We start from the raw sequence: 12616 nt of genomic DNA on the forward strand, positions 1-12616 counted from the left end.
ACGAACAATGAAGCGGACACCGCCGCAGCCGTTGGCTGCGGCGGCTGTTTCCCGTTTCAAACAAGGCGCCGTCGCGCTGGCGCTGGTCAGCGGGGTCATCAACATCCTCGGCCTGACCGCACCGCTTTTCATGCTCCAGGTTTACGACCGCGTGCTGGCAAGCCGCAGCATTCCGACCCTGCTGGGGTTCTCCGTGCTGGCGATGATCGCCTATGGTTTTCAATTGCTTCTCGAAATCATTCGGTCGCGCGTGCTGCTGCGCGCCGGTGAATTTTTCGATCATGAGCTTTCCCGCCGTGTCCATGAGGCAGTTGTGCGGCTTGCTTTGCAGACACGCGCACCGGGTGATGGTCTCCAGGCCCTGCGCGACCTCGACAACATTCGCAGCTTTCTGTCCGGCCAGGGGCCGGCCGCCTTTTTCGATCTGCCATGGGCGCCGCTCTATCTAGCCATCTGCTTCGGCCTCCACGTATGGATCGGCCTCACCGCGCTGGCGGGGGCCGCCATTCTGACGGCCCTGACCATCCTCACCCACAAGTTGTCGTCGGCTCCGGTCCGGGAGACGATCAAATACGGCATGGAACGCAACGCGATCCTGGACGGGTCGCGCCGCAATGCGGAGGTAATCCGTGCATTAGGGCTCGGTGAACGAAGTGCAGACCGATGGATCGCGGTCAACAGGAAGTATCTGGCCGCGAACAGAAGGGCGGGAGACGTTGGCAACGCGCTCGGCGGCACCGCGCGCGTGTTTCGGATCATGTTGCAATCGGCGGTCCTTGGCGTCGGTGGGTATCTCGTCACTCAACAAAGTGCCACGGGCGGCGTCATGGTCGCCAGTTCCGTCATCTTGGGGCGCGCCCTCGCGCCTGTCGATCTCGCGGTCGCCACGTGGCGGTCCCTTTTGATCGCTCGGCAAAGTTGGGCGCGCCTGCGGGATCTCTTGTCGTTCGTCGCACCTCAAGCAAACATGACCCCGCTGCCGAAGCCGAAGGCGAATCTCACCGCTGAGAGGGTCGGCATCGTGGCGCCGGGCCATAGAAAACCAACGGTCGTCGAGGTCAATTTCGGTATTCACGCCGGCAGCGCGCTCGGTATCATCGGTCCCAGCGGCAGTGGCAAATCGACCCTGACCCGCGTTCTCGTCGGGGTCTGGCATCCCGCCCATGGCACGGTGCGCCTTGACGGCGCCTCGCTCGAGCAATGGGACGACGAAAGTCTTGGCCGCCACATCGGCTACCTGCCGCAGGATGTCGAGCTGTTCGACGGGACAATCGCCGAGAACATCGCGCGTCTCGATCCCTCTGCGGATCCCGACCATGTCGTGAAGGCGGCGAAGGCGGCTGGCGTCCATGACCTCATTCTTCGTTTCGACAACGGATATGACACGCCAATCGGCGAGGGGGGATCGGCCCTTTCTGCGGGACAGCGTCAACGCATTGGTCTCGCACGGGCGCTTTATGGCGATCCGTTCCTCGTCGTTCTCGATGAGCCAAATTCCAATCTCGACACCGAAGGAGAGGGCACTGTCATTCAGGCGATCGCCGCCGTGCGTGCGCGCAAAGGAATAGCAATCGTCGTCGCACACCGGCCGAGTGTGCTCGGCATTGTCGATCTTGTTCTGATGATGGAAAACGGTCGCGCAAGAGCTTTCGGCCCGCGCGATGAGATCCTGCCGCGGATGATGAGGCCGACTTCTGTCCAGCCTGGGTTGAAAAGCTCACCCGCTGATCAGAGGGGGACACATTCGCTCGGACCGCTTCGAGTCGTAGCGGCGCCCGACGACACGTCTCCGGTCCCAACAGAGGAAGGCGATGTCTAACGCTGATGCTGTCGCCGTGGTCCGCTCCATCCGGCACCACCTCATTTTCGGCGTTTTCGCTGTGCTTGCATTCACCGCGTGCATCGGCGGATGGTCGGCGGCTACAGAATTGGCTGGCGCCGTAGTCGCCGACGGCACCTTCGTCGTCGAGTCCTATGTGAAAATGGTCCAACATCCGACCGGTGGTGTGGTCGGCGAATTGTTGGTTCGCGAGAGTCAGCTGGTCAAAGCAGGCGATGTGCTGATCCGCCTCGACGCCACCCAGGTTCGTGCAAACCTGGCCATCGTCAGCAAGCGCCTCAACGAACTGGCCGCCCGCGAGGCTCGGCTTGAGGCCGAGCGCGACGACAAGGACACGATCACGTTTCCGCCCCTTCTCACGGAGCATGCGAACGACCGCGAAGTGGCGCGCGCGATGCAGAGCGAACAGAATCTGTTTCGGTCACGGCACGACACGCGGATTAGCAAGAAGGCCCAGCTTGGGGAGCGTATCAAGGAATACGAGCACCAAATTTCCGGTCTGAAAGACCAGCAGGAAGCATTTGAGCATGGAATACGAGTTCGCGAGCGGGAGTTGGTGGATCTGCGCGACCTGCTGGCAAAAGGCGTCACGTCCGTCCAGCGGCTTAATGAACTGGAACGTGACAAGGCGACACTCGACGCTTATCGCGGCCAGGTCGTCGCGGGGCAGGCGCAGGCGGCGGGCAGTATCGCCGAAGCAAGATTGCAGAGTTTGCAGGTCGATCAAGACTTGAAGACCGAGGTCACCGGCGACCTGCGCGATACGCAGGCGCAGATTGGTGAATTTTCCGAACGCAGGATTGCCGCTGAGGATCAGTTGCGGCGCATCGACATGATCTCGCCCCAGGATGGCTGGGTGCACAACCTGTCGGTTCACACTGTCGGCGGGGTCATCGCTCCACGTGAAACAGTGATGGAGATCGTTCCCGACGAAGACCGCCTGACGCTGGAGGCGCATATCTCGCCAAAGGACATCCACGACGTCCATCTCGGGCAGGATGCAATCCTGCGCCTGACCGCCTTCAACCTGCGCACGACGCCGGAGCTCGACGGGACAGTGAGCCGTGTCGCTGCGGACCTCACGCAGGACCAACGTACGGGCACATCCTTCTATGTCATCAGGATCGCCGTTCCGCCGGAACAGTTCGCTCGTATTGGCGAACGGAAGCTCGTTCCGGGAATGCCCGCCGAGGCCTTCATCCAGACCGGCGAACGCACCGCGCTTTCCTATCTTGTGAAACCGCTTTCGGATCAGATCAACCGTGCCTTCAGGGAAGAATAGCAAGGATGGCCACGATCGAAATCGAAAAGCCTCCTGCAACGCGCCGCGCCAAACGCCTAAAAGCCGCAACGAAGCGCTGGGGTGAGTCATGACGACAACACTTTCTGAACTGGTGTTCAGCGCCTTGTTCTTGATGTTCGTGAACACTTGCACGGTCTTCGCATTTCTATCCGAAGGACAATGTCGTCGGACCATGCGGGCCATCGTTGCGCTGTTCGACAGACGCATCCTCCGGAGCTTTCGTCCTGACGAGAATGGGCGGATTGCCAGCCAACGGGGACGGATCGTTTCAGTGCGGAGCCGACCGGTGGCGCGCATCGCCTCGTGAGCGGGTCGATGGCGCACAACCAAAGCGCGATCGCGGCGAGGATGCGAATGGGCCAACGACCCGCGTTACGGGCATCGATTGATGGACGATTGGAAGGACGTGGCATGATACTATTGCCGAGGCGAGAATGGACGATCACGCCGTTGCTGCTGCTCGTCGTGTTGACCATGGCAATGTCCTGCGGGATGGCCCAACAGCCGGCCGCGCCGCCCGACACCAGCATTGCTGCGCCGTCGGCAGAGTCGATGAAGACGGTCAAGCCGTCTCCCGCCGAGACCACGCCAAGCGACCGTTCCGTGGCATCACGTGGCCCGGATTCGGAGCGCCGGGCCGGCCTGCCGCATGATTTGTCGCCCTGGGGCATGTTCATGGCGGCCGACTGGGTGGTGAAGGCGGTGATGATCGGCCTTGCCTTCGCCTCGCTCGCGACCTGGACTGTGGCTCTCGCCAAGACTGTCGAGGTTGTCTGTGCCCGCGCTAGAGCGACGCGGACAACTCAGGTCATTGCGTCATCGGAGAGCCTTGCAGACGCTGATCGCGTTCTTGCAAACCGGGGTGGGCCCACCGTGTTCATGGTGCGGTCCGCCGGCGAGGAACTGCGTCGGTCGTCCCGGATCCTCCTTCACGCCGGGGACGCCGGCGTGAAGGAGCGCGTCGCGTCGCGTCTCGCCCGCATCGAGGCCCAGGCTGGCCGCCGGCTGACCCGCGGCACCGGGCTGGTCGCCACCATTGGTGCAACCGCGCCCTTCGTCGGCCTGTTCGGCACGGTATGGGGGATCATGAACGCCTTCATCGGCATCTCGCAGACGCAGACCACCAATCTCGCGGTGGTGGCGCCCGGCATCGCCGAGGCGCTGCTCACGACCGCCGTCGGTCTCGTCGCCGCTGTTCCGGCGGTGGTCATCTATAATGTGTTCGCGCGCGCGGTCACCGGCTATCGGCAGGGTCTCGCCGATGCGGCCGCCGAGGTCGAACGGCTCGTCAGCCTCGATCTGGACTTGCGCAAGATGCCCGGCCCCCGCCAGCCTTCGACCTCCGCCGTGGCCGCGGAGTAGGCGTTATGGCCGGCGGCATCCGCGATCGCTTCAAGGACGATCTCGAGGACAACCATGAGATCAACGTCACGCCGTTCATCGACGTGATGCTGGTGCTCTTGATCATCTTCATGGTCGCGGCGCCGCTCGCGACCGTCGATGTTCATGTCGATCTGCCGGCCTCGACCGCGCCGCCGGCGCCGCCTCCCGACAAGCCGGTTTACCTGACGTTGAAGCAGGACCTCACGCTCAATCTCGGCAACGACCCGGTGCCACGGGAGAGACTGCAAGCGGCGATCGAATCGTTCACTGGAGGCAACAAGGATGCGCGCGTCTTCCTGCGCGCTGGCAGGACCGTCGACTATCAACATCTCATGGAGGTGATGAACCTGCTGCGCGAGGCGAGCTATCTGAAGGTCGCGCTGGTCGGCCTCGAAGCGGCGTCAGCAAGCAAGAGCGAACCCGATGAGGCCCGCCCATCACCTGCGGTGGCTGCGCCATGAACGACTTCAATGGCTCGATCACGCGCCGGGCCAAGGTGAGCGAAGCCCTGCTGTGGCTGGCTGCGGGCCTCGTTACGGTCGGCGTCCATGCCGGAGCCGTGGCCTGGCTGCTGCGCGGGAAGGTGGTCGTGGCTGCAGACAATTCACCGCCGGCCGCGATCATGATCGAGCTCGCGGCCGCGCCGGAAGCAATCCAGGCTGCGCGGAACGAGATCACGCCGGACCAGAAATTGGCAGAAGAAAGCGTGCGGCGGAAGGAGCAGAGAGGCGAAGAACGGCCGCCTGAGCAGACGGCCGAACCGGCCACCAGGCCGGTCCAGCCGGCCGAACACCAGGAGATCAAGGAGAAGACCGTCGTGCTGGATAAAGCGGAGGTCCAGCTTCCGACGGAGCAGCCGAAGCCGAAGCCGAAGCAGGAAACCAAGAAGCAAAAACCGAAGGAGAACAAGCCGCCTCTTCGCAAGCAGCAAGCCGCTGCCGAATCGAAGGTCGCCTGGCAGGCGCACGTGGAGGCTCGGCAATCGGACCGCATTGCCGCCGCGCAGACCGCCTCGGGACTGTCGTCAATGTCGCCCGCCAATTGGCAGTCGCTGCTGATGGCTCATCTTGAGCGCCGCAAGCGCTATCCGTCGGACGCAAGAGAGCGCGGCGCGCGCGGGATCGCCTATGTGCGCTTCACGATCGACGGCGCCGGCAAGGTGCTGTCGGCAAGCCTGGTGCGATCGTCCGGATTCGCAGAACTCGATCAGGAGGTGGTGGCGCTGGTGCACCGGGCCTCGCCCGTTCCGGCGCCACCGCCGGGCGTCAGCCGGACGATCACCGTGCCGGTGAACTTCAACGTCAATTAGCGCGCTTCAAGGCGCCAGAGGATCGACAAAGCTACTGTCCTGATTTTCGCTCGAACCCCGCCCTGGCGAAAGGAGGGCGTGAAAGCAAGGAACACCGTTCTGGACGGTGGATTCAAACATGAGCCGGCCCGAACACCTGTTTCAAGAGTTTATCGACGCCCTGCAAACGGCGAGGCATGATCGCGAATTCGAACGGTTGGCAGCACGGTCGGCGCACGGCCTCGGCTTTCGATGGTTTGCGTATTTGAGCATGACCGAGAACGCGCCGAAGTTGATCTCCTCTTATCCGAGATCCTGGACCGACCGTTACTTCCGTCTGAACTATCAGCGCCTTGATCCGGTCATTCACCGCGCCCGCCATGAACACAGCCTGTTCGGCTGGACCACGCAGGGACCAATCCGCCTGCGCAGCAACGAGCAGCGACGGTTCTTCGTCGAGGCCGCGACCTTCGGCATCAAGTCCGGCATCACCATCCCGATCAGAAGCGGTTTCGGGCGAACCGCCGCATTCACCTTGGCAACCGACGATCGTAACTTGCAGCTCGACCGGTTGCTCGCTAGCTCAGGCGACATCCTGCAACTGATCGGCCTCTACTTCCACACCCATGTTTCCAAGCCGCCAGTCGCAACAGACGACGCCGGCAGCGGTGAGGCCATTCTCAGCCAGCGGGAGCGGCAGTGTCTGTCATGGGCCGCGCGCGGCAAGACGTTGGCCGAGACCGCAGTCCTGGTTGGCGTTACGCCTCGCACCATCGCGTTTCACGTGGAGAACGCCCGGCGCAAGCTCGGCGCGGTATCGATTGCGCATTGTGTCGCACTGGCGCTCCGTCGCGGCCTTCTGTCCTAGCGCCGCGGGCGCCGACCTTTCCGGATACGGCTCAGCTCAAAAAAAGCGTATTCACTTCGTCTGGAAACGCTTCTGCTTGCTTGCTAACGGTTGCTCAAGCTTCCTGACCTTGGCAGCTGACCTGTCAAATAGCACAGGCGCTCGACGGCGCGCGTTCTGCTCTGCTGCGCTCTCGCTTAAAGGGAGCTCGCCATGCGCGTCATTGTTCTCGATCATCGTCAGGCCGGACAGCATCTCCATTTGCTTGCCGAGATGTTTCGGCTGCGCCGCCGCGTCTTCAAGGATCGTCTTGGCTGGACCGTCTCCGTGTCGGGAGATTTTGAAATCGACATATATGACACCCTGGATCCGACGTATCTTCTGGCTATCTCGGAGCAGGGGACGGTCTTGGGCTGTGTGCGGCTTCTGCCCACCACCGGTCCGAACATGCTGTCGGATACCTTTGCGGTCTTGCTCGGTTGCAAGGACGCACCACGAAGCGAGCACGTCCTGGAGAGCTCGAGATTCTGCGTCGACACCGAGCGTGCGCCTCAGATCGGCCATGCGGGTGTCAATCGAGCGACCTTCGCCCTGTTCGCTGCGATGTTGGAGACCATGCGAGCAAGGGGCGCTCGGTCAATCGTAACCGTCACTGACACCAGGATGGAGCGCATCCTCAGGCGCGCCGGGTGGCCGCTTGAAAGATTGGCTCCGCCGCAGGTACTTGGTCAAACCACCGCGCTGGCCGGACTGCTGCACGATTCCGATCGGGTGCTTGAGGCGATGTACCATCACGCCGGTCTTGACGGTGCCGTTGTTGTGCTTCCCGGTGCAGGGGCGACGGCCGGCCTGGTCAGTCTCGAGTTCACGGCTCAAACAGGATGAACCGATGTTGGCCGATCCTCACCATAGCTGCATTGTTCTGTTGAACCCGACGCGTGGCAGAACGGATGCGCTTGCCGCGCTGCGCAGCGGAAGTCTGTTCCTGCTTCCGGTCTGTCACGAGTTCTTTGCCGTGCCTCAGTTCGCGGTCGGCGCGTATGAACGGGACGCGCTTCCGGATCAGATCACCGCTTCACTTGAGCATGTTGATCTGGACGCTCTGACCTTGTGGCGAGATCATCGATTTGCAGAGCGTCTTGCCCGCGCCGATGTCAGTGTCATTTTCCTGGGCGGAGGATTTCTGGAGGAAGAGGTCCTCATTGCGGCGCTGGAGGGGGCACGACAGGGTTACGATATCCGGCTGCTCGCAGACCTGGCGGTGGCGCGCCTGGAAGCCGACCGTGCGCTGGTTCTCGATCGGCTCGCCCACCATGGAATCGTCGCGACCACAATCCGGCAGGCCTTGTTGGAATGGGCGGTGTCGCTGGACGATCCGGCCGTGAGCCGAAAAATTCAAGGCTTGCTTTCGTAGCAGGCGCCTCCCGCAAGCTCCCGCTTGCGGGCCGGGCTCTCGTGAACCGAGCCCGTCTTGCGGTCTCGGCCTTCGGCTTCAATCCCTGGCGCAGCCGCCGCACTGCGATCCTCATTGGCCGCACGCGCCTTTGTGAAAAAAGGGTGTCAAAAGCACAATCTTGAGAAGTGGAAACCGGTCGCGACAAACGCAAAGCGTTTGCATCGGAAGGTCACCTCAAACAAACAGATCGGATCGATCCGATTCCGTCCAATCGGATGGTCAAGCGCGTCGTGGATGCGCCGGCCACGGCGAACAAGCAGACCTGATGGAGCCGGCCGCCGGCGGCCGGCACATTTTGATCTGGCCCGCGGCGGCGGGGTGGGCGGCGCTCCCGTATAGCCCCGAACCGGCAGGCCGCAACCACGCCCCGCCAAAGCCGCTCATGACGATCATTTGCGTTGGCCGCGGTCCTCCGCATCCGCTCCGGCCGTTCCGGTGCTGCCTGCCTCTGCTGTTCGGGGCTGTCCGGTCGCTCTTCGCCGCCCACCCCGCCTTCCGGGGGCCGGGCGTGGAAGAGGAGCGAGCGGAGATCGTCATGTCCAAAACGTCAGCGCAACGCCGTGCCACAACGACGAAACAAAGCCTCTATCAAGAAATCACCTCTCGGATCATCGCCGAGCTTGAGGCGGGCGTCTTCCCATGGGCGCGGCCGTGGGGCACCGGTGGCGGCAGCCAGGCGTTCGCGCTGCCGCGAAACGCCGCGACAGGCACGAGGTACTCCGGCATCAATATCCTGATCTTGTGGGGCAGGCTGTTCGAGGCCGGCTTTACCTCGCAGCGCTGGCTCACCTTTCGCCAGGCAACAACGCTCGGCGGAAGCGTCCGCAAAGGCCAGCACGGCGTCACCGTTTGCTACGCCGACCGCTTTGTCCCGAAGCGGAACCGGCGAGCGGCCGAGCAGGCAAGATCCGAGAGCACGGAAGCGGACGAGGAACAGGCCGCCGTTCCGTTCCTGCGCCGCTATACGGTTTTCAACGTCGACCAATGCGACGGCCTGCCCGACCACTGCTTTGCGCACACACCCGCGCTGCCGGATCGCGAGATCGTGCCGCAGGCCGAGGCGCTGGCGGCGGCAACCCGCGCCACGATCCGCATCGGCGGCACCAAAGCCTTCTACGATCGCGCAAACGACAACGTCCAGATTCCACCGCAGCCCGCCTTCTTCGAGCAGATCAACTATTACCGGACGCTGTTTCATGAGCTCGGCCATTGGACCGGCCATGCCAGCCGCCTCAACCGTGATCTGTCCGGCGCGTTCGGGTCAAGGCTCTATGCCAATGAAGAGCTGGTCGCAGAACTGACGGCTGCCTTCGTCTGCGCTGCGCTGTCGATCAAGCCGACCGTGCGGCATGCCGACTATCTCGGCGCCTGGCTAAACGTCCTTCGCGAGGACAGCCGCGCCGTCTTCCGCGCCGCGAGCAAAGCCTCCAAAGCCGCCGACTTCCTGCTGGCGTTCGGCGCGGGCGGCTCCGCCGCGCAAGCAGCCCAAGGTGATGACGCGTCGTGATGGGTCTATCGGCGAGACCGGCGCAAGCCCAAAGGCAAATCACGCAAGCCGGCGAGCTGATGCCCGCCGGGAATTCCCCGCCTCTGGCTGCGGCTTGCGGCTGGCGCCGCCGGCGCGACCACAGGCCATCTCGCCGATCACAAAGCCTCTCGACCTCGGACCTCGTCGACACGGCCGCAGCAACCAACTGGGCCCACCCGCACCACAAAGGGAGAGCGAACCTCGACTGCGCAACATTGCCCTCAGCGAGCTCATCAGAGCGCCGGTCAATGTCCGAACCAGAGCACGGCGGCCACCAGGAAGATGCCCATGACGATCATCAGCACGTCGACCTCGTTCGGTGGCGTGATGAAAGAGGCAGATGATGCGGCGCCGCCCGATGCGGGTGCAAATCTATCGAGCCCGCCAACACGCTGAACACGATCATCCGCGATCATCTGCATGGCGAGGAACGCCCTTGTGCCGAAAGCTCCGCGCCGCGATGCATGCGTTTCCGATCAGCCATTTGATCCCGGACACGACACGGAAAAGTGCCGGCGCATGCAAAGCCATTAATGCTTTGTTTACTTGAGCTTGTGCTGCCCGATTCGGGCGCGGCGGCCTGATCCGGAGCCGAATTTTTCCGTTGCCGAGTCGCGGACGAGTCAACCTGGCAGGCTGCAAATTTAGTGGATCGCGATCGGCGCGACTCGCTCTATAGCTCGCAAAAAGCAAGCGCGTGCACTGCATCATGGAGCCTGAGATGGCGAGCCCGTTCAGGGGGTTTCCGGACCCGCAAGCAACAACGCTCAGGCGCATCTGCCTCGCTCAGGCCATCGTCGGCCTGTCGGCGCTGGCGTCGACCGCCGTGCTGCTGACGACGTCCATCATGCACGGGCTGCGCTAGAGCGTTTTCAAGCGAGGTGGACACCGGTTCGCATGGCAATCACGTTTACGCAGATTGCGTAGACTTATCTGCGCAGAAAACGCGTCAAAACAGGAATCGAGAGCTTCGGTTCTGATTCAATCAGAACCGAAAATGCTCCAGAGCTCACGGAAGCACCGTTTCCATCCGCGTCGGGCCTGGATCACCAACGCAGGCAAATTCAACAGCCGGAGCGCACGGCGCTCCACTGGCACAGGATGGCTAGAGGATGATCCGGAAAGTGGAAACCGGTTTTCCGAAAAGGTCATGCTCAAACAAGGAGATGAGATCATGATCCGCTTCCGTCCAATCGGATCATGATCTAGTCCAACCCGGTCTTGCCCTGCGCCCAATAGGCCTTGGTCTTCACCCGCGATGATGCGAGGCCGGCTGCTTTCAGGGCCCGGCTTACGCGCTGGATCGACGATGCCTTGCCGGTAAGAACGAAATGCGCGCCGCGTGCGGCAAGGCGCAACATCTCGGCTTCCGCCGCTGCGAGATGGGCGTCGTCGGCGAGGCGCTCGATCAACGTCGCTTGGCCGAGGCCGATCGCCTCCAGCACCGGCCGCGACTCCGCGACGTCCGAGACCTCGAGCACATGGATTGCACCGGCGGCCTGCGGGCACTCGCGGAGCGCCGCCGCCAGGCCGAACGAGGTTTCATCGCCGAACAGGACCACCGGCGATTCAAGGCCCGATAGATCGAGCGAGCGGCGCGGACCGAAGAACTGGCAGGTGTCGCCTGCGCTCAAGTCCCTTGCCCATCGGCTGCCGGGACCGTCGCCATGCGCGAAGGTGAGCATGCGTATCCTGCCGTTGCCGGCGTCCCACGACATCGGTGTGTAGGTCCGCGCGCTGAGGCCCGAGCCGATCGCCACCTGGACCTTTTGGCCAGCCGTCCAGGCGACGTTCCTGAGCGCTTCGCCTTCCAGCTCGGCCAGCCGAAACTGCGGCGAGAGCGTCTCGACTGCGGCAACGCGCGCAGGACGCATCAGCCATCGCAGCAGCGTCCGCGTGAGTCGGCCCGGGGGCGCGAGCGGCGGCGTAGAAATTTGCCTGCGAACGGGTTGCATCAAAAATTCGCTCCATTCACCGACATGTCGAGGTCGCAGCCCCGAGCGGATCACTTCGTCTTCACCGTGAATTCATTGCCGCGCCCGGGATCGACAGGCAGCGGCAGCGAGAGATAACCGTTCTGCGGATCGCGCACGTAGTCGATATAGCCTGAGGCTTCCGAGAACGCGTTCTCGCCGATGATGATCGCGCCGGGCTTCAGATGCGGCTCCAGCAGCTTGAGAATGGGAAGATAGAGGATGAAGGCGCCGTCGAGCATCACCATGTCGATGTCGCCGCCGACGCCGGGCTTGAGGGTTTCGCGCGCATCGCCGACCCGAAACTCGACCAGGTCGTCCAGCCCGGCGGCAGCGAGGTTCGCCCACGCGCGCTCCGCCTTGCTGGGTTCGAGATCGGTCCCGATCAGACGGCCGCCGCCCATGTCGCGCAGCGCTGCCGCCATGTAGATGGCGGAAACCCCCATCGACGAGCCGAACTCGACAATGCGCCTAGCCTTGCAGCTGCGGGCGCACATGTAGAGAAACCGCCCGAATTCCGGGGAGACGCTGAGGAAATTGCCGGCGAAACCGTGATACAGTCCCGCCAGATCCTTGGTCTCAGCCTCGATGACCTGGCTGATCACCTGCTCGGCATTGGTCATCTCGCTCGCGTAGGTTTGCATCAACGGTGCATCGGCCGCTTCCGCTTCCCCATGCAGGCGTTTAAGAACCTCCGCGACCGGGCCGCTGCTGAGTGAATCCATGTATCGGGCTCCTTCGGTCATGATCCGATTGGATGGAATCCGATCACGATCTCATCTCTTTGTTTTGCACACGATCTTCCCACGCAAACGCCTTGCTTTGGTCGCGAGGGACAACCGGTTTCTAGAATGCGCCCCCCGGCGCGCCACTATCTAATGCACACATCTTTGTTGCGAAGATCGGCGAAGACTGATTCCCTGGCGGGAGGCGGTCTTGTGGAGAGCGGTCGTATGTCGATGGAGGTGGGGCTGGGGCGATTTGGCGATCGTCGCCTG

The 12616-nt window shown here is 63.0% G+C and carries 13 protein-coding genes; 10 read left to right on the forward strand and 3 right to left on the reverse strand.

The annotated features are described in order from the left end of the window. Positions 1 to 7: 7 nt before the first annotated feature. From ACZIRK_RS38545 to ACZIRK_RS38585, 9 genes are all read left to right on the forward strand, one after another. A complete protein-coding gene (locus ACZIRK_RS38545; RefSeq protein WP_474419288.1) occupies positions 8 to 1819 on the forward strand; it encodes a type I secretion system permease/ATPase in 1812 nt (603 codons plus the stop codon). Further along, on the forward strand, positions 1812 to 3122 hold the full coding sequence (locus ACZIRK_RS38550) for an HlyD family type I secretion periplasmic adaptor subunit (RefSeq protein WP_130229739.1): 1311 nt from the start codon (positions 1812 to 1814) through the stop codon (positions 3120 to 3122). The genes ACZIRK_RS38545 and ACZIRK_RS38550 overlap by 8 nt, the downstream gene beginning before the upstream one ends. Positions 3123 to 3554: 432 nt before the next feature. Continuing rightward, on the forward strand, positions 3555 to 4505 hold the full coding sequence (gene exbB, locus ACZIRK_RS38555) for a tonB-system energizer ExbB (RefSeq protein WP_035692264.1): 951 nt from the start codon (positions 3555 to 3557) through the stop codon (positions 4503 to 4505). 5 nt (positions 4506 to 4510) lie between these two features. Continuing rightward, positions 4511 to 4987, forward strand: coding sequence for a TonB system transport protein ExbD (exbD, locus tag ACZIRK_RS38560; protein ID WP_028168183.1), 477 nt, complete (start codon positions 4511 to 4513; stop codon positions 4985 to 4987). Next, positions 4984 to 5835 (forward strand): energy transducer TonB, encoded by an 852-nt coding sequence (locus tag ACZIRK_RS38565; protein WP_130229738.1) that lies wholly within the window; start codon positions 4984 to 4986, stop codon positions 5833 to 5835. Before exbD ends, ACZIRK_RS38565 begins: the two co-directional genes overlap by 4 nt. A gap of 118 nt (positions 5836 to 5953) precedes the next feature. After that, positions 5954 to 6682, forward strand: coding sequence for an autoinducer binding domain-containing protein (locus tag ACZIRK_RS38570; RefSeq protein WP_474419289.1), 729 nt, complete (start codon positions 5954 to 5956; stop codon positions 6680 to 6682). 192 nt (positions 6683 to 6874) lie between these two features. After that, positions 6875 to 7546, forward strand: a complete 672-nt coding sequence (locus tag ACZIRK_RS38575) for an acyl-homoserine-lactone synthase (protein ID WP_196237407.1) — start codon at positions 6875 to 6877, stop codon at positions 7544 to 7546. Positions 7547 to 7550: 4 nt separating this feature from the next. Continuing rightward, positions 7551 to 8075 (forward strand): cysteine hydrolase family protein, encoded by a 525-nt coding sequence (locus ACZIRK_RS38580; RefSeq protein WP_130229736.1) that lies wholly within the window; start codon positions 7551 to 7553, stop codon positions 8073 to 8075. A gap of 577 nt (positions 8076 to 8652) precedes the next feature. Beyond that, positions 8653 to 9624 carry an ArdC family protein gene (locus ACZIRK_RS38585; protein WP_028168179.1) on the forward strand — a complete coding sequence of 324 codons (972 nt, stop codon included), beginning with the start codon at positions 8653 to 8655 and terminating at the stop codon, positions 9622 to 9624. 266 nt (positions 9625 to 9890) lie between these two features. Here ACZIRK_RS38585 and ACZIRK_RS38590 read toward each other — a convergent pair whose 3' ends face one another. Beyond that, entirely contained in the window at positions 9891 to 10067 is a 177-nt protein-coding gene (locus ACZIRK_RS38590; RefSeq protein WP_165435595.1) for a hypothetical protein, read from the reverse strand. 299 nt (positions 10068 to 10366) lie between these two features. Here ACZIRK_RS38590 and ACZIRK_RS38595 point away from each other — a divergent pair, with 299 nt between their 5' ends. Further along, positions 10367 to 10510, forward strand: a complete 144-nt coding sequence (locus tag ACZIRK_RS38595) for a hypothetical protein (protein WP_165435596.1) — start codon at positions 10367 to 10369, stop codon at positions 10508 to 10510. Positions 10511 to 10850: 340 nt separating this feature from the next. On the opposite strand, the gene ACZIRK_RS38600 is transcribed toward ACZIRK_RS38595, so the two are convergent. Then, positions 10851 to 11519, reverse strand: a complete 669-nt coding sequence (locus tag ACZIRK_RS38600; RefSeq protein WP_245475109.1) for a siderophore-interacting protein — start codon at positions 11517 to 11519, stop codon at positions 10851 to 10853. A gap of 131 nt (positions 11520 to 11650) precedes the next feature. Next, positions 11651 to 12343 carry an O-methyltransferase gene (locus ACZIRK_RS38605; protein ID WP_130230477.1) on the reverse strand — a complete coding sequence of 231 codons (693 nt, stop codon included), beginning with the start codon at positions 12341 to 12343 and terminating at the stop codon, positions 11651 to 11653. Between the last annotated feature and the right edge of the window lie 273 nt (positions 12344 to 12616).

Source organism: Bradyrhizobium sp. Leo114 (assembly GCF_055229415.2).

Coding starts and splice junctions, on each gene's coding strand:
- ACZIRK_RS38550 (WP_130229739.1), top strand. CDS start 1,812: ATGTCTAACGCTGATGCTGTCGCCGTGGTCCGCTCCATCCGGCACCAC.
- ACZIRK_RS38570 (WP_474419289.1), top strand. CDS start 5,954: ATGAGCCGGCCCGAACACCTGTTTCAAGAGTTTATCGACGCCCTGCAA.
- ACZIRK_RS38575 (WP_196237407.1), top strand. CDS start 6,875: ATGCGCGTCATTGTTCTCGATCATCGTCAGGCCGGACAGCATCTCCAT.
- exbB (WP_035692264.1), top strand. CDS start 3,555: ATGATACTATTGCCGAGGCGAGAATGGACGATCACGCCGTTGCTGCTG.
- ACZIRK_RS38590 (WP_165435595.1), bottom strand. CDS start 10,067: ATGCAGATGATCGCGGATGATCGTGTTCAGCGTGTTGGCGGGCTCGAT.
- ACZIRK_RS38565 (WP_130229738.1), top strand. CDS start 4,984: ATGAACGACTTCAATGGCTCGATCACGCGCCGGGCCAAGGTGAGCGAA.
- ACZIRK_RS38595 (WP_165435596.1), top strand. CDS start 10,367: ATGGCGAGCCCGTTCAGGGGGTTTCCGGACCCGCAAGCAACAACGCTC.
- ACZIRK_RS38580 (WP_130229736.1), top strand. CDS start 7,551: ATGTTGGCCGATCCTCACCATAGCTGCATTGTTCTGTTGAACCCGACG.
- ACZIRK_RS38585 (WP_028168179.1), top strand. CDS start 8,653: ATGTCCAAAACGTCAGCGCAACGCCGTGCCACAACGACGAAACAAAGC.
- ACZIRK_RS38600 (WP_245475109.1), bottom strand. CDS start 11,519: ATGCGTCCTGCGCGCGTTGCCGCAGTCGAGACGCTCTCGCCGCAGTTT.
- ACZIRK_RS38605 (WP_130230477.1), bottom strand. CDS start 12,343: ATGGATTCACTCAGCAGCGGCCCGGTCGCGGAGGTTCTTAAACGCCTG.
- ACZIRK_RS38545 (WP_474419288.1), top strand. CDS start 8: ATGAAGCGGACACCGCCGCAGCCGTTGGCTGCGGCGGCTGTTTCCCGT.
- exbD (WP_028168183.1), top strand. CDS start 4,511: ATGGCCGGCGGCATCCGCGATCGCTTCAAGGACGATCTCGAGGACAAC.